Below are 20028 nucleotides of genomic sequence, written 5' to 3' on the forward strand. Positions count from 1 at the left end.
TATCCGTCGCTATGCAGCCTGTACGACAAAAGGGAAATAAGACGCTACAAGGTCATCGGTCGGCGGCGCGCCCGCTCGGCCGGTACGGGGTGGCCCTGGCCGCGCTGCTGGTCGCCGCGCTGGGCACCGCATGCGGCTCCTCGAACCCGCCCGCCACCAAGCCCAAGGCAGGCCAGGGCGCCGAAGGAGCGGGCGCGGCGGGCGCGCTCGCGAACCCGGCCGAGCAGCAGAAGGCCGCCCAGCAGGCCCTGATCGCCGCGGCGAAGAAATGGAAACTGGCCAAGCCGCCGCTGACCGCCCCGCCCGCGCCGAAGACCAAGCCGGAGATCACCACCCGCGACGGCTTCGAGGTCGAGGGCCAGGACGAGCTCCCGCCGGTCTTCACCACGGTCCCCACCGAGGACAAGGTCGTCTTCCTGACGATCGACGACGGCGCCGAGAAGGACCCCGAGTTCCTCAAGATGATGAAGGAACTCAAGATCCCCTACACGGCCTTCCTCAGCGACTACCTGGTCCGGGACAACTACCCGTACTTCAAGGAGATGCAGGCCGCGGGCGTCACCCTGAACAACCACACGCTCAACCACCGCTACCTGCCGGCCCTCGACTACGAGAAGCAGCGCGAGGAGATCTGCGGGCAGCAGGACACCATGCAGAAGGAGTTCGGCAAGCGGCCGACACTCTTCCGGCCCCCCTTCGGCAACTACAACCAGGACACCCTGCGCGCGGCCAAATCCTGCGGCATCAAGGCGGTCCCGCTGTGGAACGCCGAGGCGTTCGTCAACCGGATGGACTGGCGGGAATGGGACCGTGACCTCCACCCTGGTGACATCATCCTCACGCACTTCCGGGGGCGGGAGGACTGGAAGGGCACGATGCCTGACATGATCCGTCATGTCATGAAGACCGTCACGGACAAGGGTTACGCCGTGGCTCGCCTGGAGGACTACTTGTGAAGTACGCGCGCCGGTTGGTGGCCGGGACGCTCGCAGCCGGCGCGCTCGCGCTGTCCCTTTCGGGGTGCGGGAACAGCGTGGACCCCATCGAACGACTGGGGCGCAAGACCAAGCAGGAGACGGGGAAGCCTTCGGCCTCCCCGTCCACCGCCGCCTCGTCCCCCACGCCGGCGGCTCCGGCGGACGAGGCGTACCGCAAGTGGGGGCTGACGGCCCCGGTCCAGTACGCGCCGAAGCCCGCCCAGAAGCCGCAGCTGCCCAAGGCCGCGCCGGGCAAGCCGGCCGTCATAGACCGAATACCCGTCGCGCCGGGCGACAAGGTCGTCTTCCTGACCTTCGACGACGGCGCGGAGAAGGACCCGCAGTTCCTGAAGATGGCGGCCGACCTCAAGCTGCCGATCAGCATGTTCCTCACGGACAACGTGGCCTCGTCCGACTACGGCCACTTCCAGACGCTGCGCGACAACGGCAGCGGCAGCACGATAAACAACCACACGCTGACCCACCCCAACCTGCGGACGCTGGGCCTCGCGGCGCAGAAGAAGGAGATATGCGGTCAGCAGGAACGCCTGGAGAAGCGCTTCGGCGCCAGACCGACCCGCTTCCGGCCGCCGTTCGGCAACTACAACGACGACACCCTCACGGCCGCCTCCGAGTGCGGCATCTCGCAGGTCATCCTGTGGCGCGTGTCGATGCAGATCACCGGCTTCCAGTACGCCGAGGGCGCCGCGCTCCGCCCGGGGGACATCATCCTCGCCCACTTCCGCGGCCCGGCGGAACTCAAGGGCGAGTCGGAAACCCAGATGGCCACCCACATGCTCCAGCGCATCCAGGAACAGGGCTTCAAGATAGGCCGCCTGGAGGACTACCTGTAGGGGGCCGGTCGGGCCCGCGGGCTCTGTTCTGCGGGGCGGGGGCTTCGGGGGGCGGGATACGAGCCGGGCCGGATCGGGGAGGGTATGGGGGTTTCCCGTCAGTCCCATCGTCCCTCCGGGGCGGCCCGGCCCCTCAAGGGCGCTCCTCCTCGTTCCTCGTCGTCGCGTCGCTACGCGATGGCCTTCGGCCACCCTTGACCGACCGACCCGCCCCGGATCAACGAAGACTGCCGGGAACCCCCCAAACGAACGGTCACGGGGCAGAGGACCAGGGAAGGCCTCGCAGGGACGAACAACGGGGTCCCGGGCGGGCACGCCGGGCATCCGGGCCCCCATCGACCGATCCGGCACCGGGCAAGGGCCTCACCCCACCGGACAGCGCCCCAGACACCGAAACGGCACACCCGCGCACCAGATCGCTACGCGCTCCTCCCGTCCCGGCGTCCGACGGCCGTCTGGGGCTGGTCACAGACGGGCGCACGCCATAGCTTCCGCGTTGGGGGGTCAGTTGGCGCGCTCGGCCGAGCTGCGTTCCACGCAGAACTCGTTGCCTTCGGGGTCGGCCAGGGTCACCCATCCGGTCCCGTTGGGCTTGCGGTGGTCGCCCACCTGCGTCGCGCCCAAGGCGAGGATGCGCGTCACCTCTTCGTCTCGCGACCGGTCCTGCGGCTGCAGGTCGAGATGCACCCGGTTCTTCACCGTCTTGGCATCGGCCACCGTCACGAAGAGCAGGTGCGCGCCGGACGTCATGACCGTTGCCTCGGGATCACCGGGGAAGTCGTCGGCAGCGAGCGAACCGTCCAGGACGGCGGCCCAGAACTGCGCCAGCCGGTAGGCGTCGGAGCAGTCGATGGTGATGTGTCGTATCAGGGAAGTCATTGACGCACTATCGAGCAGGCCCACTACCGCCGTCCATGGAATTGGGCGAGCACGGATCAGTACGCTGGGCGGATGATTCGGACGGTGGTTCTCGACATCGGCGAGACCCTTACCCGCGACGATCGCTATTGGGCCGCATGGGCCGACTGGCTGGGCGTGTCTCGGCACGCGCTTTCCGCGCTGGTGGGTGCCGTGGTCGTGGACGGCAGGGACAATGCGGACGCGATCCGCCTGCTGCGCCCAGGCGTCGACATCTCCGCCGAGTACGCCGCCCGTGAGGCCGCCGGCCTGGGTGAACGGCTCGATGAATCAGACCTCTACGAGGACGTCCGCCCGACACTGGCCGCGCTGCGCGCCGCCGGGGTGCGCGTTGTCGTCGCGGGCAACCAGAGTCGGAAGGCGGGCGGTCTCCTCCGCGCCCTGGACCTGCCCGCCGACCTGGTCGTCACGTCCGGCGAATGGGGCGTGGCGAAGCCCGCGCGCGGATTCTTCGAACAAGTGCTGGCCGTGTCGGACTGCCCCGCCGCCGAGACCTTGTACGTCGGCGACCACCCGGCCAACGACATCTTTCAGGCCCGGGCCGCCGGTCTGCGGGCCGCGCATCTACGTCGTGGGCCTTGGGGCCATTGGTGGGCCGATGATCCCCAGGTGCGAGCTGCTGCCGACTGGTCCATCGACTCTCTCGCCGAGCTGCCCGACCTCGTCAAACGGTAACTTTCGTCGCCCAGTTCACCGAAAGCTGCAAGCCCGTCTGTGACCAGCCCCAGACGGCCGTCGGACGCCGGGGCGGGAGGAGCGCGTAGCGATCTGGTGCGCGGGTGTGCCGTTTCGGTGTCTGGGGCGCTGTCCGGTGGGGTGAGGCCCTTGCCCGGTGCCGGATCGGTCGATGGGGGCCCGGATGCCCGGCGTGCCCGCCCGGGACCCCGTTGTTCGTCCCTGCGGGGCCTTCCCTGGTCCTCTGCCCCGTGACCGTTCGTTTGGGGGGTTTCCGGCAGTCTTCGTTGATCCGGGGCGGGTCGGTCGGTCAAGGGTGGCCGAAGGCCATCGCGTAGCGACGCGACGAAGGAGCGCCCTTGAGGGGCCGGGCCGTCCCGGAGAGACGATGGGACTGACGGGAAACCCCCGTACCCTCCCCGATCCGGCCCGGCTCGTATCCCGCCCCCCGAAGGCCCCGCCCCGCAGAACAGAGCCCGCGCTCCCGACCGGCCCCCACCTCCACCTCCCACCCCCACCCCCTCAACCCCGCAGCGGCGCCCCCAGCGGGGTGATCGTGGTTTCCGCCGGGCCCAGGGCGTCCGCCTCGCGTTGGCGTTCGGCGCTGTCGCTGATGCGCAGGAGGAGGGCGATCATGATCCAGTTGGCCAGCAGGGACGAGCCGCCCTTCGCCAGGAAGGGCAGGGCCTTGCCCGTCAGCGGGATCAGGCCCGTGACGCCGCCCGCGACCACGAACACCTGGAGCGCCAGCGCCGCCGCCAGGCCCACCGCCAGGAGCTTGCCGAACGGGTCCCGCGCCGCCAGGGCCATCCGCAGGCCCCGCTGGACCAGGAGCGCGTAGAGCAGCAGGACCGCCATCACCCCCGCCAGGCCGAGTTCCTCGCCCACGGTGGTCAGGATGAAGTCGCTGCGCCCCGCGAACTTGATCAGCTCCGGGTGGCCCATGCCGAGTCCGGTGCCCGTGATGCCGCCCGTGCCGAAGCTGAACAGCGCCTGCGCCGACTGGTCGGAGGTGACGCCCGGCGGCCGGTCCTTCCAGTAGTAGGACAGCGGGTTGAGCCAGGCGGCCACCCGGGCCTTCACGTGCGGCTCCGTCGAGCCCACCACGAAGGCGCCGCCCGCCGCCATGACGAGCCCGCAGACGATCCAGCCGGTGCGCTCGGTGGCGACGTACAGCATCACCACGAACACGCCGAAGAAGATGAGCGACGTACCGAGGTCGCGCTCGAAGACCAGCACCAGCAGCGACAGGACCCACACGGTGACGATCGGCCCGAGCTGGCGCATCGGCGGCAGCCGCACGCCCAGGAACTTGCGGCCCGTCAGGGCCAGCGAGTCCCGGTGGACGACCAGGTACCCCGCGAAGAAGACCGCGATCATGATCTTCACGAACTCGCCGGGCTGGAGCGAGAACCCGAACAAGATGATCCACCGCTTCGCGCCGTACGTGTCCGCGCCGAAGAACGCCGGGGCGATCAACAGCACCAGCGCGCCGGCCATGGTGAGGTAGATGAAGCGCTGCAACAGCCTGTGGTCCCGCAGCAGCGCCACCACCAGCAGACAGGCGGCGACCCCGACCACGGTCCACACCAGCTGGCCGGGCGCGTTCGCGTCGGACCCGTAGCGCTCGATGTACCCCTGGTCGAGGCGGTGGATGAGGACGAGCCCGAGTCCGGTCAGCAGCATGGCGAGCGGGAAGATCAGCGGGTCCGCGTACGCCGCGAACCGGCGGATGCCCAGGTGCCCCACCAGCGACAGCAGCGTCAGGCTGATGGTGAAGCCGGTGAGGTTCGGCGGCAGCACGCCGTTCATCGCGAGACCGGCCTCGGCGTGGCCGAAAACGGCGATGCCGATGACGAGGACGAGCAGCAATGCTTCGGTACGGCGGCGCGCGCCGGCGACCGTCAGCGGCTTCAGTCCCCGCACGGGATGCCTTCGCCGTCGGTATTAGGGCGTTTTATCTTCATATCCACTACGACGAGGAAGCCCTGACGATGGTTCCTGAGGGCCCGGCCGGGGCTATCCGGAAGGGGGCCATCCGTAATCTGTCGGGTGGCGTGTTGGCACTCCGCTTGACCGAGTGCTAATCGCCGGAATAGTCTCGCACCTGGCACTCGCCACTGGTGAGTGCCAACACAGCGACAGGCAGGTCCGGCACCCGCGACGACGGATCGACCTGGTCGCCACCTCAGACAGTTAACCCCGGATCTCCGAAGGGGGAGGTCGGATCGTGACGACCGCCAGCTCCAAGGTTGCCATCAAGCCGCTTGAGGACCGCATTGTGGTCCAGCCGCTCGACGCCGAGCAGACCACGGCCTCCGGCCTGGTCATCCCGGACACCGCGAAGGAGAAGCCCCAGGAGGGCGTCGTCCTTGCGGTCGGTCCGGGTCGCTTCGAGGACGGCCAGCGTCTCCCGCTGGACGTCAGCGTCGGCGACATCGTGCTGTACAGCAAGTACGGCGGCACCGAAGTGAAGTACAGCGGCGAGGAGTACCTCGTCCTCTCGGCCCGCGACGTGCTCGCGATCGTCGAGAAGTAAGACACTTCTCCAGTTTTGCTTTGAGCTGCGCCCCTGGTCACCCTGCTGATGCCGGGGGGCGAGGGGCGTAGTTCGTTCTAGGCGGTGGCGGTCGCGGTGAGCGGCCGAGGATCGCAACGAGAGGACTGAACCGCTCCCATGCCGAAGATTCTGAAGTTCGATGAGGACGCCCGTCGCGCCCTTGAGCGCGGTGTGAACAAGCTTGCCGACACGGTGAAGGTGACGATCGGCCCCAAGGGCCGCAACGTCGTCATCGACAAGAAGTTCGGCGCGCCCACCATCACCAACGACGGTGTCACCATCGCCCGCGAGGTCGAGCTGGACGACCCGTACGAGAACCTGGGCGCCCAGCTCGTGAAGGAGGTGGCGACCAAGACCAACGACATCGCGGGTGACGGCACCACCACCGCCACCGTGCTGGCGCAGGCGCTGGTCCGCGAGGGCCTGCGCAACGTCGCCGCCGGCGCCTCCCCGGCCGCCCTCAAGAAGGGCATCGACGCCGCCGTCAAGGCCGTGTCGCAGGAGCTCCTCGCGACCGCCCGCCCGATCGAGGACAAGTCCGACATCGCCGCCGTGGCCGCGCTCTCCGCGCAGGACCAGCAGGTCGGCGAGCTCATCGCCGAGGCGATGGACAAGGTCGGCAAGGACGGTGTCATCACCGTCGAGGAGTCCAACACCTTCGGCCTGGAGCTGGAGTTCACCGAGGGCATGGCCTTCGACAAGGGCTACCTCTCGCCGTACATGGTCTCCGACCAGGAGCGTATGGAGGCCGTCCTCGACGACCCGTACATCCTGATCAACCAGGGCAAGATCTCCTCCATCCAGGACCTCCTGCCGCTGCTGGAGAAGGTCATCCAGGCCGGCGCCTCCAAGCCGCTGCTGATCATCGCCGAGGACGTCGAGGGCGAGGCCCTGTCGACCCTGGTCGTCAACAAGATCCGTGGCACCTTCAACGCCGTCGCCGTCAAGGCCCCCGGCTTCGGTGACCGCCGCAAGGCGATGCTCCAGGACATGGCCACCCTCACCGGTGCCACCGTCATCGCCGAGGAGGTCGGCCTCAAGCTCGACCAGGCCGGTCTCGACGTCCTGGGTACCGCGCGCCGCGTGACCATCACCAAGGACGACACCACCATCGTCGACGGTGGCGGCAGCTCCGACGAGGTCCTCGGCCGCGTCAACCAGATCAAGGCCGAGATCGAGTCCACGGACTCCGACTGGGACCGCGAGAAGCTGCAGGAGCGGCTGGCGAAGCTCGCCGGCGGCGTCTGCGTCATCAAGGTCGGCGCCGCCACCGAGGTGGAGCTCAAGGAGAAGAAGCACCGCCTTGAGGACGCCATCTCGGCGACCCGCGCCGCGGTGGAGGAGGGCATCGTCTCCGGCGGTGGCTCCGCGCTCGTCCACGCCGTGAAGGTGCTGGAGGGCAACCTCGGCCTCTCCGGCGACGAGGCCACCGGTGTCTCCGTGGTCCGCCGCGCCGCCGTCGAGCCGCTGCGCTGGATCGCCGAGAACGCCGGCCTCGAGGGCTACGTCATCACCGCCAAGGTCGCCGAGCTCGACAAGGGCCAGGGCTTCAACGCCGCGACCGGCGAGTACGGCGACCTGGTGAAGGCCGGCGTCATCGACCCGGTCAAGGTCACCCGTTCCGCGCTGGAGAACGCCGCTTCCATCGCCTCCCTGCTGCTCACGACCGAGACCCTGGTCGTCGAGAAGCCGGCCGAGGAAGAGGCCGACGCCGGTCACGGCCACGGTCACGGCCACAGCCACTGACCTGGTCAGAGCCGGGCTGAACTGAGGAGAGCCCCGGTCCCCGCCGCTGCGAAGCGGTGGTGACCGGGGCTTTCCCGTGCCGTGGGGCGCGCCGTCACATGCCCATGTCCTGGGTCGTGCCGCGGGACGCCGTACCCATGTCCATGCCCAGCTGCCGCATCAGAGCAGGGGCGTCGTAGTACCACCAGCCCTCCGCGATCCGGCCGTTCTCGATCCGGAAGGTGGTGCAGCCCGACATGGCGACCTCCTTGCCCGTCGGGGCGACCCCCATGAACTCGCCCTTCTGCTTGCCGGTCCAGTTCCACAGGGTGGTGACGCAGTCGCCTTCGGCGATCTGGCGGTGCAGGTCGAAGGTGAAGTCGAAGGCGTCGCGCCACATCGTCATGTCCCGGCGCATGCCCTCGCGGCCGTCGACGGCGCCCGGCATCCGCAGCATGTCGTGGTCCATGTAGTCGGTCGCGACGCACTCCTCCATGACGTCGAACTTCCCCTTCTCCGCCACGTCCTCGAAGATCCGGTTCACGAGCAGCTTGTTGAGGTACTCGTCGCGGACCACGTCCAGGTTCATGAACTTCGGCATGCCCTCGCAGAGGGCCACCATTTCCTGGAACATCCGGTCCGTCTCCGGAAGCTGAGAGTTCCTCATGGCCTCCTCGTACGAGGGGAATTCGACGAGATCGACGTAGTGCGTCTTCGCGTCGCGGTCCCGTCCGATCATCGAGTGGGTGACCGTCCGCCGGCCGCTCGCCTGCTCCGCCCAGCGGTCGATGAGCGCGTTCATCTCTTCGAACCGCTTGGTTTCGTAATCAATTACCTGTACGAATGTCATCGCGTCGCCTCCCGGGTGGATGAGACACATCCCAGTTTAGGGAGAATTGCCCCGATCGGCGCCGCACTCCGGGCGCGTGCCCGGAGGCCTACTGGGGCCCGTACTTCCGGCCCGTACGCGACGACACCCCACTCAGCAGCCCGCGCGGCGTCAGTTTCACCACCCCCATCAGTGCCTTGTAGCGCGGGTCGGGGATGGAGACGGTCTTGCCGCGCGCCAGGTCGTCCAACGCCGCCGCCACCAGCTTGTCGGCGTCCAGCCACAGCCAGCCCGGGATGTTGTCGGTGCCCATCCCGGCCCGCTGGTGGAACTCGGTCCGTACGAAGCCCGGGCACAGCGCCATCAGCCGCACCCCGCTCCCGGCCAGGTCCTTCGCCGCGCCCTGGGTGAACTGCACGACCCAGGCCTTGCTCGCGCCGTAGGTCCCGCGCGGTACGAAGGCGGCCACCGAGGCCACGTTGATGATGCCGCCGCGCCCGCGCGAGCGCATCGACTCCGCCGCCGCCGAGGTCAGCCGGAGCACCGCCTCGACGTGCACCTTCAGCATGGTCAGCTCGTCCGCCATGGACACCTGGAGGTAGCGGCCCTTGTTGCCGAAACCGGCGTTGTTGACCAGCAGGTCCACCGGGTGCGTGCGGTCGCCGAGGCGGGCCTCGACCGCGGCGATGCCCTGGTCCGTGGACAGGTCGGCGGTCAGCACCTCGGCCTCGATGCCGTGCCGGTCGTGCAGTTCGGTGGCCTGCTCGCCCAACCGCTCGGTGTTCCGCGCCACCAGCACCAGGTTGTGCCCCTGGGCGGCGAGCCGCCGGGCGAAGGCGGCGCCGATGCCCGCCGTGGATCCCGTAATCAACGCAGTCGTCATAGGCGCAACCTAGCTTTATTCGGTGCGTGGTTCGCCCCCCGGCCCCGGGGTGGCGCGCACCCCAAAGCGTGGCATGAGCATTGCCTTGATGGTCAAAGGAGGGCTTATGCTCGAAGGGTGATCGAGGCACGTCATCTACGGGTTCTGCGCGCCGTCGCCGGGACCGGGTCCTTCTCCGCCGCCGCCCGCGAACTGGGCTGCACCCAGCCGGCCGTCTCCCAGCAGATGAAGGCGCTGGAGCAGTCCGCCGGCACTCCGCTGCTGATCCGGACCGGCCGCGAGATGCGGCTGACCCAGGCCGGCGAGGCGCTGGTCCGGCACGCCGCCGGGATCCTGGCCGGGCTGACCGCCGCCGAGGAGGAGGTCGCGGCGATCGCCGGGCTGCGCGCGGGCCGGGTCCGGCTGGTGTCGTTCCCCAGCGGCAGTTCCACCCTGGTCCCCACTGCGCTGGCGGCCATGCGCGCCGAGCATCCCGGCACCCGGATCTCGTTGGTCGAGGCCGAGCCGCCGCGCTCGGTGGAGATGCTGCGCGAGGGCGACTGCGATCTGGCGCTGGCCTTCCGGTACGGGGGCGCGGCCGGGTCCGCCGCCGAGTGGGAGGACCTGGTGGTGCGGCCCCTGCTGACCGACCGGCTGGTGGGGCTGGTCCCGCAGGCGCACCGGCTGGCCGGGGCCGAGCGGGTGGGCATGGCCGAGCTGGCCGGGGAGCCCTGGATCGCGGGCTGCCCGCGCTGTCGCCGGCACCTGGTGGAGGTGTGCGAGGACGCGGGGTTCACCCCGCGCATCGACTTCGCGACCGACGACTACCCGGCGGTGGTCGGCCTGGTCGGGGCGGGGCTGGGGGTGGCGGTGCTGCCGGAACTCGCGGTGGAGTCCGTGCGGGCCAAGGGGGTCAGCACCGTGGTCGTCGAGCCCGCCGTCGAGCGGGAGGTCGTGGCGCTGACCCTGCCCGACCTGGCGCGGGTGCCCGCCGTGGCCGCGACCCTGGCGGAACTGGAGCGGGCCGCCGCGTCCATGGGGCGCGACGGCACCGCCCCGTGAAACGACGCGGTCCGGGGACGGGTGCGACACGCCCGGGCGCGCGCCGCGTGGCAGTTTCCGCGGGAGGGGTTTCGAGGGTCGTCGCGGGTTCCGGGGCGATCTTCGGATGATCCGCCCGCTGAGTTGAGGAAACGTTCCTTCGGGCGGTTCGGGGGAGGGGCGTCAGTGCGGGGCGGCCGGTCCGGTCGCGCTCGACGCGGGGACCAGGCGGTGCCGGGCGCGGCCCATCAGTTCTTCGCGTTCGTCCTCGGTGAGGCCGCCCCACACCCCGTAGGGCTCACGGACGGCGAGTGCGTGCGCGGCGCATTCCGCGCGCACCGGACAGCGCATGCAGACCTCTTTAGCCGAGGCCTCGCGCGCGCTCCTGGCCGCACCCCGCTCGCCTTCCGGGTGGAAGAAGAGGGAGCTGTCGACCCCGCGGCAGGCAGCCAGGAGCTGCCAGTCCCAGAGGTCGGCGTTCGGTCCGGGGAGCCGGGAGAAATCTGCCATGGGTAGTCCTCTTGGTGCCGGTACTGAGGCGGATAGGGTCCATGTCTCCACATCTACAGTCGTAGTAGATGTAAATATGACTCATTGGGAATCTAGCCTCAGACACATGGCGAACGGAAGGAAAGCCGCCAAATAGGGCATAGCTCCAGATGGAGGACAGGGGCTCGTGGCTCCTGCGCCGTGATCGCGTCCTCACGTAGAGTGCCGAAGGTGTCCGTCCGACCCGTAACTCTTTCGAGTGACCATCGTTGAGAGTGCGAAGGCGGTTGAACCAAGAAGTTCTCGGACAGGTGTCCGGGGGCATCGACCGCACAGGTGACGATACGTACCAGCCTGGAGGCTCAAGGTGACGCGCATCAGCTGCGGAGGGCGGTCATGACTTCCGTCCTCGTCTGCGACGACTCCCCGCTTGCCCGAGAGGCGCTCCGTCGCGCGGTTGCCACCGTGCCCGGCGTCGAGCGTGTGACGACGGCTGCCAACGGCGAGGAAGTCCTCCGCCGCTGGGGTGCCGACCGCTCCGATCTCATTCTGATGGATGTCCGGATGCCGGGCCTCGGCGGTGTGGAGACGGTCCGCCGGCTGCTCTCGGCCGACCCGGGCGCCCGCATCATCATGCTGACGGTCGCCGAGGACCTGGACGGCGTGGCCCTCGCGGTCGCCGCCGGAGCCCGGGGCTATCTGCACAAGGACGCCTCGCGCGCCGAGTTGCGGGCCACGGTCACCCAGGCGCTCGCCGACCCGACCTGGCGACTGGCCCCGCGCCGACTCCGCTCGGCCGAGATGGGCGCAGCGCCCACCCTCACCGCGCGCGAGATCCAGGTGCTGGAGGGCATGAGCCACGGCCGGTCGAACGCGGAGATCGGGCGCGAGCTCTTCCTCTCCGAGGACACGGTCAAGACGCACGCCCGCAGGCTCTTCAAGAAACTCGGCGCCTCGGACCGGGCGCACGCCGTGGCGCTCGGGTTCCGCTGGGGCCTGGTCCGCTGACCGCGGAGCACCCAGAGTGTCCCGCCGGACCCGGTGCGCGAGCGGGGGTTGGCGGGGCACAATCCGGGGGACGTGTCGCTTCGGGCGCGATGCCGCATCCTTGAGGGTGTGCCGCACTTTCGGAAGATGTGGCCTCGAGGACCATTCGGGCCGAGCGGAGGGGAGGGCGCAAACCATGAGTTCCGGCGCACCCGCTCATAACGCTTCGACGCACAACCAGGACCGCGGTGCCGCGAACGGTGCCGCGCCAAGGCACCATGGACCGATGCGCGACGACGAGGCCCAGGGGTCACCCACGGCCACAAGCCCCACGGACGCCGCCAAAGGCGGCGGTGCCGGGGCCGTCAGCGCGCTCGTGCGCCGAGCGGTGGAAGGCGACGAGCAGGCCACGCACGACCTGCTCGCCTTCGTGCACCCCCTCGCCATCCGCTATTGCCGCACCCGCCTGTCCCGGCTTCCCGGTGACGCCCGTCACTTCGTGGAGGACCTCGCGCAGGAGGTGTGCGTCGCCGTCCTGATGGCACTGCCGCGCTACCGCGACACCGGCCGCCCCTTCGAGGCGTTCGTCTTCGCCATCGCCGCGCACAAGGTCGCCGACCTCCAGCGGGCCGCCATGCGCCACCCGGGGAGCACCGCCGTCCCGTCCGACGAGATGCCGGAACGGCCCGACGACTCGCTGGGCCCCGAGGAGCGGGCGCTGCTCAGCAGCGACGCCGCCTGGGCCAAGAAACTGCTGGCCAACCTCCCGGAGAACCAGCGCGAGCTGCTCGTACTGCGGGTGGCGGTCGGGCTGACCGCCGAGGAGACCGGGCAGATGCTCGGGATGTCGCCCGGCGCCGTGCGGGTGGCCCAGCACCGGGCGCTCAGCCGGCTGCGCGCCCTCGCCGAGCAATAGGGGATCAGCGCCTCGCCGGTCGTAGGAACAGACGAATCTGCCGGTTGACCTTGGTCGTGGAATGAGACGCCTCGGGATCCCGTTAGCATGGACATCCGCGCTGAGCAAGACCATTGGGAAGGTGTCATGACCGACAGCGGTTCGACTGGAGTGCCCGACAAATTCGCCACGCTCGGACTGACCTACGACGACGTCCTGCTGCTGCCGGGCGCGTCGGACATGGCGCCGGACGAGATCGACACCTCTTCCCTCATCTCCCGCAACGTCCGGGTCAACGTCCCGCTGCTCTCCGCGGCCATGGACAAGGTCACCGAGGCCCGGATGGCCATCGCGATGGCCCGCCAGGGCGGCGTGGGCGTGCTGCACCGCAACCTCTCCATCGCCGACCAGGCCAACCAGGTCGACCTGGTCAAGCGCTCCGAGTCGGGCATGGTCACCGACCCGATCACGGTCCACCCCGACGCCACGCTCGGCGAGGCCGACCAGCTCTGCGCGAAGTTCCGCATCTCCGGCGTCCCGGTCACCGACGCGGCCGGCAAGCTGCTGGGCATCGTCACCAACCGCGACATGGCCTTCGAGTCGGACCGCAGCCGCCAGGTGCGCGAGGTCATGACCCCGATGCCGCTGGTCACCGGCAAGGTCGGCATCTCCGGCGTCGACGCCATGGAGCTGCTGCGCCGCCACAAGATCGAGAAGCTGCCGCTCGTCGACGACGCGGGCATCCTCAAGGGCCTCATCACGGTCAAGGACTTCGTCAAGGCCGAGAAGTACCCGAACGCCGCCAAGGACAAGGACGGCCGGCTGCTCGTCGGCGCGGCCGTCGGTGTCGCCGGTGACGCGTACGAGCGCGCCCAGGCCCTGATCGAGGCGGGCGCCGACTTCATCGTCGTCGACACCGCCCACGGCCACTCCCGCCTGGTCGGCGACATGGTCGCCAAGATCAAGTCCAACTCCGGCGTCGACGTCATCGGCGGCAACGTCGCCACCCGCGACGGCGCCCAGGCGCTGATCGACGCCGGCTGCGACGGCATCAAGGTCGGCGTCGGCCCCGGCTCCATCTGCACCACCCGCGTCGTCGCCGGCATCGGCGTCCCGCAGGTCACCGCCATCTACGAGGCCGCGCTCGCCGCGAAGGCCGCGGGCGTCCCGGTCATCGGCGACGGCGGCCTCCAGTACTCCGGCGACATCGCCAAGGCGCTCGTCGCCGGCGCCGACACCGTGATGCTCGGCTCGCTCCTGGCGGGCTGTGAGGAGTCCCCGGGCGAGCTGCTCTTCATCAACGGCAAGCAGTTCAAGTCGTACCGCGGTATGGGCTCGCTCGGCGCCATGCAGTCCCGCGGCGACCAGCGCTCCTTCTCCAAGGACCGCTACTTCCAGGAGGGCGTCGGCGGCGACGACAAGCTGATCCCCGAGGGCATCGAGGGCCAGGTCCCCTACCGCGGCCCGCTCTCCGCGGTCGTGCACCAGCTGGTCGGCGGCCTGCGCCAGTCCATGTTCTACGTCGGCGGCCGCACGGTCCCCGAGCTGCAGGACCGGGGCCGCTTCGTCCGGATCACCTCGGCGGGGCTCAAGGAGAGCCACCCGCACGACATCCAGATGACGGTCGAGGCGCCGAACTACTCCCGCAAGGGCTGACCGGTTTCCATGGAGGGGCGGACCCGCTTTCGGCGGGCCGCCCCTTCGTCATGCGTCCGTACAGCGGTCACCGGAACGCGGGCCCCCGGGGTTCGGGGATACTGGACGGGCAGACCCAGAGGAAAGGCCACCACACGTGACTGAGATCGAGATCGGGCGCGGCAAGCGCGGCCGCAGGGCGTACGCGTTCGACGACATCGCCATCGTCCCGAGCCGGCGTACGCGGGACCCGAAGGAGGTCTCGATCGCCTGGCAGATCGATGCGTACCGCTTCGAGCTCCCCTTCCTGGCCGCCCCCATGGACTCGGTGGTCTCCCCGCAGACCGCGATCCGCATCGGCGAGCTCGGCGGCCTCGGCGTGCTGAACCTCGAAGGCCTGTGGACCCGCTACGAGGACCCGCAGCCGCTGCTGGACGAGATCGCGGAGCTGGACGAGGCGTCCGCGACCCGCAGGCTCCAGGAGATCTACTCCGCCCCGATCCAGGCCGACCTGATCCGGCAGCGCATCAAGGAGGTGCGTGACTCCGGCGTCGTGACCGCCGCCGCGCTCTCCCCGCAGCGCACCGCCGAGTTCTCCAAGGCCGTCGTCGAGGCGGGCGTGGACATCTTCGTGATCCGCGGCACCACCGTCTCGGCGGAGCACGTCTCCGGCGCCGCCGAGCCGCTGAACCTCAAGCAGTTCATCTACGAGCTCGACGTGCCGGTCATCGTGGGCGGCTGCGCCACCTACACGGCGGCCCTGCACCTGATGCGCACCGGCGCGGCGGGCGTCCTGGTCGGCTTCGGCGGTGGCGCCGCGCACACCACGCGCAACGTGCTGGGCATCCAGGTCCCGATGGCGACCGCCGTCGCGGACGTGGCCGCGGCCCGCCGCGACTACATGGACGAGTCCGGCGGCCGTTACGTGCACGTCATCGCCGACGGCGGCGTGGGCTGGTCCGGGGACATCCCGAAGGCCGTCGCCTGCGGCGCGGACGCCGTGATGATGGGCTCCCCGCTGGCCCGGGCCACGGACGCGCCCGGCAAGGGCAACCACTGGGGCATGGAGGCCGTCCACGAGGACGTGCCGCGCGGCAAGAAGGTCGACCTGGGCACGGTCGGCACCACCGAGGAGATCCTCACCGGCCCGTCGCACTCCCCGGACGGCTCCATGAACCTCTTCGGCGCGCTGCGCCGCTCCATGGCCACCACCGGCTACAGCGAGCTCAAGGAGTTCCAGCGGGTCGAGGTCACGGTCGCGGACTCCCAGCACAGCCGCTGACCGGCTCCTGTACCCCGTACGGCCGATGGGCCCGGCTCCCCCGCGCGGGGGAGCCGGGCCCATCGGCGTGAGCGGTCCGGGATCAGGCGGCGGCCTTCTTGGCCGCGCCGAAGGAGACGAAGCCGCCGATCGCCAGGAAGAGGTAGTCGATCACGTCGGAGGACTCCTTCCAGACGTCGTTCAGGCCGCCGATGCCGACCTTGTCCAGCACGTCGGCGAGGCCGACGTGGTTGACGTCGGCGACCACGAGCGCGGTGAAGAACAGCTGGCCGGCGTAGACGGCGCCGAGCGACAGGACCGCGCTGGCCACGGGCAGGACGGGGTTGCGGCCACCGAGCTTTCCGGCGGCCAGGCCGACCAGCAGGCCGACGCCGACGGCGGCGTAGCCGACCTGGCGCTCGATGGCGTGCATGATGCCGCCGTAGGCGCCCGCCGCGACCAGGGCCGCCACGACGGCGGCGACGATGCCGAGGCCCACGTTGCCCGACCGGGCGGGGACCGGGGCGGGTACCTCGGTGTAGGACGAGGGCGCGGGCGGCTGGAACTGCTGGCTCATGAAGGGGTCCCCCCAGGGATGCGTACGCACGGGTGTCCGATGGACGTAAGTGCGAGATAAGCGACGCCGCAGGCTAGCAGGCCGCTCCGGCATCCGGAGGGGGGATTTCCCGGCAGGTCAGAGCCGGTGGGCGGCGCCGACCGGGCTGGCGCCGCGGGTGTCCAGGAGCAACTGGGCCTTCACCGCGAGGCCTTGCAGGTCGTACGTGCGGTGGTGCTGGAGCAGGATCGTCAGGTCGGCGTTCGCGGCGGCCTCGTACAGCGATTCGGCCCGGGGGACCGGCCGGTCCCGGACCCGCCAGCCCGAGATGTAGGGATCGTGGTAGCTGACCAGCGCGCCGAGGTCGATGAGCCGGCTCGCGATCTCCGGCGCCGGGGAGCCCTCCTGGTCCGCGAGGTCCGGCTTGTACGTGACCCCGAGCAGCAGGACGCGGGCGCCGCGGGCGGATTTGCCGTGTTCGTTCAGCAGGGTGGCGGAGCGCTGGATGACGTACTGCGGCATCCGGGTGTTGATCTCCTGCGCCAGTCCGACCATGCGCAGCGGGTGGCCCGGGGTGCGGGTGGTGTGGGGGAGGTAGGTGGGGTCCAGGGGGATGCCGTGGCCGCCGACGCCGGGGCCGGGGCGGAAGGCCTGGAACCCGTACGGCTTCGTCTCCGCGCACCGGATCACGTCCCAGAGGTCCACGCCGATGTCGTGGCAGAGGACCGCCATCTCGTTCATGAGGGCGATGTTGACGTGCCGGTAGTTGGTCTCCAGCAGCTGTACGGTCTCGGCCTCGCGCAGGCCCCGGGCCCGGACCACCTTCTCGGTGATGCGGGCGTAGAAGGCGTGCGCCGACTCGGTGCAGGCGGGGGTGAGACCGCCGATGACCTTGGGGGTGTTGGCGATGCCGTGGGTGCGGTTGCCCGGGTCCAGGCGGCTGGGGGAGTAGGCCAGGTGGAAGTCCCGGCCGGCGCGCAGGCCGGAGCCGGCTTCCAGGATCGGGCGCAGGTAGTCCTCGGTGACACCGGGGTGGGCCGCGGATTCGAGGATGACGGTGGTGTGGGGCCGCAGCCGGGCGGCGAGCGTGTGGCCGGCCTCGCCGACGGCGGAGAGGTCCAGCGCCCGGTCGGCGCCGAGCTGGGTGGGGGCGCAGATGACGGCGGTGCGGACCCGGCCTAGCTCGGCGGGGTTGGTGGTGATCCGGAAGCCGGCCGCCGACATGCGGCGGATCTCGGCGGCGGTGAGGGTGCTGTCCGTGGCCGGACCGCTGTCGTAGCCGACTGTCTCGATTCCGGCGGCGACGGCCGCCTGGGCGAGGGGGAGGCCGAGGTGGCCGAGTCCGATGACGGCGAGATCTGCGGGCATGGGGGTAGCCGTCCCTTCCCTTCCCTTGCATGAGCGGGCTGGGCGCGCGAGTCCTCGGGTGATCAAGCTGGGGATGATCGAAGGAGGCGCGATGTCAGACTAGGCATATATATGACAGAAATGTCGCATTCCGGGGGGATGGCTACCGTTGTGTTGTCCACAGGCGGTGGCCGAGTCGGCGGCGGCCGGTGAGAATCGTGGACGGGGATGTGTGCGGGTACGCCCGCAGCAGGCGGGTTCGCCCGCATCGAGCGGGTTCGCCCGCACCAACGGGAGGCAGCCGTGAGGACAGCGACACTGGGACCCGCGCAGCGCGCCGAGGCGCTCGCCGCGATGGCCGAACGCGAACTGGACGTGCTGGTCGTCGGCGCGGGCGTGGTCGGCGCCGGAACCGCGCTCGACGCCGTGACCAGAGGCCTCTCGACCGGGCTGGTGGAGGCCAGGGACTGGGCCTCGGGCACGTCGAGCAGATCGAGCAAGCTGATCCACGGCGGCCTCCGGTACCTGGAGATGCTCGACTTCGCGCTCGTGCGCGAAGCGCTGAAGGAGCGCGGCCTGCTGCTGGAGCGGCTGGCCCCGCACCTGGTCAAGCCCGTGCCGTTCCTCTACCCGCTCCAGCACAAGGCCTGGGAGCGGTTCTACGCCGGTTCGGGCGTGGCGCTCTACGACGCGATGTCGGTGTCCAGCGGGCACGGCCGGGGCCTGCCGACCCACCGGCACCTCTCCCGCAAGCGCGCGCTGCGGATCGCACCCGCGCTGCGCAAGGACGCCCTGGTGGGGGCCCTGCAGTACTACGACGCCCAGATGGACGACGCCCGGTACGTGACGACACTGGTCCGGACGGCCGCCGTGTACGGGGCGCACTGCGCCAACCGGTCCAGGGTGGTCGGGTTCCTGCGCGAGGGCGAACGGGTGGTCGGCGCGCGGGTGCGGGACGTCGAGGGCGGCGGGGAGTACGAGATCCGGGCCAAGCAGGTCGTCAACGCGACGGGGGTGTGGACGGACGACACCCAGGCGCTGATCGGGGAGCGCGGCCAGTTCCACGTCCGGGCGTCGAAGGGCGTCCATCTGGTCGTACCGAAGGACCGGATCAACTCGTCCACCGGGCTGATCCTGCGGACCGAGAAGTCCGTGCTGTTCGTCATCCCGTGGGGCCGGCACTGGATCGTGGGCACCACGGACACCGACTGGGACCTCGACAAGGCGCATCCGGCGGCGTCCAGTGCCGACATCGACTACGTGCTGGAGCACGTGAACTCGGTGCTGGCGGTGCCGCTGACGCGGGACGACGTCGAGGGCGTGTACGCGGGCCTGCGGCCCCTGCTGGCGGGCGAGTCGGACGCGACGAGCAAGCTCTCGCGCGAGCACACGGTCGCGCATCCGGTGCCGGGGCTGGTGGTGGTCGCGGGCGGCAAGTACACGACGTACCGGGTCATGGCGAAGGACGCGGTGGACGAGGCCGTGCACGGGCTGGACCAGCGGGTGGCCGAGTGCGTGACGGAGGACGTGCCGCTGGTGGGGGCGGAGGGGTACCGGGCGCTGTGGAACGGGCGCGCGCGGATCGCCGGCCGGTCGGGCCTGCACGTGGCGCGGGTGGAGCACCTGCTGAACCGGTACGGCTCGCTGACGGAGGAACTGCTGGACCTGATCGCGGCCGATCCGGGACTGGCGGAGCCGCTGTCGGGTGCGGACGACTACTTGCGGGCAGAAGTGGTGTACGCCGCCTCGCACGAGGGGGCGCGGCACCTGGACGACGTACTGACGCGGCGCACGCGGATCTCGATCGAGACGTTCGACCGGGGGACGCGATCGGCGCGGGAGTGCGCGGAGTTGATGGCACCGGTTCTGGGCTGGGACAAGCAGCAGATCGAGAAGGAGGTCGAGCACTACGAGAAGCGGGTGGAGGCCGAGCGGGAATCGCAGCGCCAGCCGGACGACCAGACGGCGGACGCGGCGCGGCTCGGGGCGCCCGACATCGTTCCGTTGTAACTCCGGGATCCGGGAGGGGGAACCGCGGACCCGGGGCGTCCGTCCGTTGCGGAGTGAGCAACAATGAGGGTTCTGCCGGGGCGGTTTACCATGCCCCCCGGCGGCTGCCGGGGCAGCCGGGGCAGGCTGCACGATCGCAGAGGGGACGCATGTCGAAGCCGGATCACACCGAATCGCCTGCCGGCGGCGCTGCCGCCGGGGGAGCTGCCGCTGCGAATCGGGGTGCGGGCGAGGCGGAGTCCCAAGACGCGAAGCGGCACCCGGACGAGACGACCCCCGCGAAGGCGGCCCCGACGGCGGCGAAGCGCGAGCCCGAGGAGTCGGCGGATGCGGTTGCCTCGGCCGACGAGGCCGCCGCTGCCGAGCCGAAGGGCGCGAAGGCGGACTTGCGCAAGGCGGCGCCTGGG

The 20028-nt window shown here is 70.3% G+C and carries 19 protein-coding genes; 12 read left to right on the forward strand and 7 right to left on the reverse strand.

What is annotated here, in order from left to right; genetic code table 11:
- The first annotated feature begins 11 nt into the window (after positions 1-11).
- Positions 12-956, forward strand: a complete 945-nt coding sequence (locus ACZ4M3_RS05200) for a polysaccharide deacetylase family protein (protein WP_467730286.1) — start codon at positions 12-14, stop codon at positions 954-956.
- Positions 953-1831, forward strand: a complete 879-nt coding sequence (locus ACZ4M3_RS05205) for a polysaccharide deacetylase family protein (RefSeq protein ID WP_467730287.1) — start codon at positions 953-955, stop codon at positions 1829-1831. Before ACZ4M3_RS05200 ends, ACZ4M3_RS05205 begins: the two co-directional genes overlap by 4 nt.
- Positions 1832-2335: 504 nt before the next feature.
- Here the strand turns inward: ACZ4M3_RS05205 and ACZ4M3_RS05210 are convergent.
- On the reverse strand, positions 2336-2710 hold the full coding sequence (locus tag ACZ4M3_RS05210; protein WP_467730288.1) for a VOC family protein: 375 nt from the start codon (positions 2708-2710) through the stop codon (positions 2336-2338).
- A 72-nt stretch (positions 2711-2782) separates the two neighbouring features.
- Here ACZ4M3_RS05210 and ACZ4M3_RS05215 point away from each other — a divergent pair, with 72 nt between their 5' ends.
- The gene (locus ACZ4M3_RS05215; RefSeq protein ID WP_467730289.1) at positions 2783-3424 is read left to right on the forward strand and encodes an HAD family hydrolase; all 642 of its coding nucleotides are present in this window, start codon (positions 2783-2785) and stop codon (positions 3422-3424) included.
- 522 nt (positions 3425-3946) lie between these two features.
- Here the strand turns inward: ACZ4M3_RS05215 and ACZ4M3_RS05220 are convergent.
- Entirely contained in the window at positions 3947-5350 is a 1404-nt protein-coding gene (locus ACZ4M3_RS05220; RefSeq protein ID WP_467730290.1) for an FtsW/RodA/SpoVE family cell cycle protein, read from the reverse strand.
- Between the two features lie 304 nt (positions 5351-5654).
- On the opposite strand from ACZ4M3_RS05220, the gene groES reads away from it, so the two are divergent.
- Both groES and groL read left to right on the forward strand, forming a co-directional pair.
- A complete protein-coding gene (gene groES / locus ACZ4M3_RS05225; RefSeq protein WP_030230757.1) occupies positions 5655-5963 on the forward strand; it encodes a co-chaperone GroES in 309 nt (102 codons plus the stop codon).
- A gap of 138 nt (positions 5964-6101) precedes the next feature.
- Entirely contained in the window at positions 6102-7730 is a 1629-nt protein-coding gene (groL, locus tag ACZ4M3_RS05230) for a chaperonin GroEL (RefSeq protein WP_467730291.1), read from the forward strand.
- A 94-nt stretch (positions 7731-7824) separates the two neighbouring features.
- On the opposite strand, the gene ACZ4M3_RS05235 is transcribed toward groL, so the two are convergent.
- Both ACZ4M3_RS05235 and ACZ4M3_RS05240 read right to left on the reverse strand, forming a co-directional pair.
- Entirely contained in the window at positions 7825-8559 is a 735-nt protein-coding gene (locus tag ACZ4M3_RS05235; RefSeq protein WP_467730292.1) for an ester cyclase, read from the reverse strand.
- Between the two features lie 88 nt (positions 8560-8647).
- Positions 8648-9421 (reverse strand): SDR family NAD(P)-dependent oxidoreductase, encoded by a 774-nt coding sequence (locus ACZ4M3_RS05240; protein WP_467730293.1) that lies wholly within the window; start codon positions 9419-9421, stop codon positions 8648-8650.
- A gap of 117 nt (positions 9422-9538) precedes the next feature.
- Here ACZ4M3_RS05240 and ACZ4M3_RS05245 point away from each other — a divergent pair, with 117 nt between their 5' ends.
- Complete coding sequence (locus tag ACZ4M3_RS05245) at positions 9539-10462, forward strand: LysR family transcriptional regulator (RefSeq protein ID WP_467730294.1); 924 nt, start codon at positions 9539-9541, stop codon at positions 10460-10462.
- A 162-nt stretch (positions 10463-10624) separates the two neighbouring features.
- On the opposite strand, the gene ACZ4M3_RS05250 is transcribed toward ACZ4M3_RS05245, so the two are convergent.
- On the reverse strand, positions 10625-10951 hold the full coding sequence (locus ACZ4M3_RS05250; protein WP_190183031.1) for a WhiB family transcriptional regulator: 327 nt from the start codon (positions 10949-10951) through the stop codon (positions 10625-10627).
- Between the two features lie 375 nt (positions 10952-11326).
- Between ACZ4M3_RS05250 and ACZ4M3_RS05255 the strand changes: the two genes are divergently transcribed.
- The 4 genes from ACZ4M3_RS05255 (at position 11327) to ACZ4M3_RS05270 (ending at position 15729) form a co-directional block, all read left to right on the forward strand.
- Positions 11327-11938, forward strand: a complete 612-nt coding sequence (locus ACZ4M3_RS05255) for a response regulator transcription factor (protein WP_003948568.1) — start codon at positions 11327-11329, stop codon at positions 11936-11938.
- Between the two features lie 265 nt (positions 11939-12203).
- On the forward strand, positions 12204-12833 hold the full coding sequence (locus ACZ4M3_RS05260; protein WP_453353189.1) for a sigma-70 family RNA polymerase sigma factor: 630 nt from the start codon (positions 12204-12206) through the stop codon (positions 12831-12833).
- A gap of 126 nt (positions 12834-12959) precedes the next feature.
- On the forward strand, positions 12960-14468 hold the full coding sequence (gene guaB / locus ACZ4M3_RS05265; protein WP_467730295.1) for an IMP dehydrogenase: 1509 nt from the start codon (positions 12960-12962) through the stop codon (positions 14466-14468).
- 136 nt (positions 14469-14604) lie between these two features.
- Positions 14605-15729: a GuaB3 family IMP dehydrogenase-related protein gene (locus ACZ4M3_RS05270; RefSeq protein WP_453357797.1), complete on the forward strand. Its 1125-nt coding sequence runs from the start codon at positions 14605-14607 to the stop codon at positions 15727-15729.
- Positions 15730-15811: 82 nt separating this feature from the next.
- Here the strand turns inward: ACZ4M3_RS05270 and ACZ4M3_RS05275 are convergent, their stop codons facing one another.
- A complete protein-coding gene (locus tag ACZ4M3_RS05275) occupies positions 15812-16285 on the reverse strand; it encodes a hypothetical protein (RefSeq protein WP_467730296.1) in 474 nt (157 codons plus the stop codon).
- 117 nt (positions 16286-16402) lie between these two features.
- Positions 16403-17632 (reverse strand): nucleotide sugar dehydrogenase, encoded by a 1230-nt coding sequence (locus ACZ4M3_RS05280; RefSeq protein WP_467730297.1) that lies wholly within the window; start codon positions 17630-17632, stop codon positions 16403-16405.
- Between the two features lie 282 nt (positions 17633-17914).
- On the opposite strand from ACZ4M3_RS05280, the gene ACZ4M3_RS05285 reads away from it, so the two are divergent.
- Both ACZ4M3_RS05285 and ACZ4M3_RS05290 read left to right on the forward strand, forming a co-directional pair.
- Positions 17915-19621 (forward strand): glycerol-3-phosphate dehydrogenase/oxidase, encoded by a 1707-nt coding sequence (locus ACZ4M3_RS05285; RefSeq protein WP_467730298.1) that lies wholly within the window; start codon positions 17915-17917, stop codon positions 19619-19621.
- 149 nt (positions 19622-19770) lie between these two features.
- Positions 19771-20028: hypothetical protein (locus ACZ4M3_RS05290; RefSeq protein WP_467730299.1), on the forward strand; the 258-nt coding region annotated here is incomplete at its 3' end.

It is taken from the genome of Streptomyces sp. NPDC026522 (assembly GCF_055567555.1).

Coding starts and splice junctions, on each gene's coding strand:
- ACZ4M3_RS05200 (WP_467730286.1), top strand. CDS start 12: ATGCAGCCTGTACGACAAAAGGGAAATAAGACGCTACAAGGTCATCGG.
- ACZ4M3_RS05210 (WP_467730288.1), bottom strand. CDS start 2,710: ATGACTTCCCTGATACGACACATCACCATCGACTGCTCCGACGCCTAC.
- ACZ4M3_RS05215 (WP_467730289.1), top strand. CDS start 2,783: ATGATTCGGACGGTGGTTCTCGACATCGGCGAGACCCTTACCCGCGAC.
- groL (WP_467730291.1), top strand. CDS start 6,102: ATGCCGAAGATTCTGAAGTTCGATGAGGACGCCCGTCGCGCCCTTGAG.
- ACZ4M3_RS05235 (WP_467730292.1), bottom strand. CDS start 8,559: ATGACATTCGTACAGGTAATTGATTACGAAACCAAGCGGTTCGAAGAG.
- ACZ4M3_RS05240 (WP_467730293.1), bottom strand. CDS start 9,421: ATGACGACTGCGTTGATTACGGGATCCACGGCGGGCATCGGCGCCGCC.
- ACZ4M3_RS05250 (WP_190183031.1), bottom strand. CDS start 10,951: ATGGCAGATTTCTCCCGGCTCCCCGGACCGAACGCCGACCTCTGGGAC.
- ACZ4M3_RS05255 (WP_003948568.1), top strand. CDS start 11,327: ATGACTTCCGTCCTCGTCTGCGACGACTCCCCGCTTGCCCGAGAGGCG.
- ACZ4M3_RS05260 (WP_453353189.1), top strand. CDS start 12,204: ATGCGCGACGACGAGGCCCAGGGGTCACCCACGGCCACAAGCCCCACG.
- guaB (WP_467730295.1), top strand. CDS start 12,960: ATGACCGACAGCGGTTCGACTGGAGTGCCCGACAAATTCGCCACGCTC.
- ACZ4M3_RS05275 (WP_467730296.1), bottom strand. CDS start 16,285: ATGAGCCAGCAGTTCCAGCCGCCCGCGCCCTCGTCCTACACCGAGGTA.
- ACZ4M3_RS05280 (WP_467730297.1), bottom strand. CDS start 17,632: ATGCCCGCAGATCTCGCCGTCATCGGACTCGGCCACCTCGGCCTCCCC.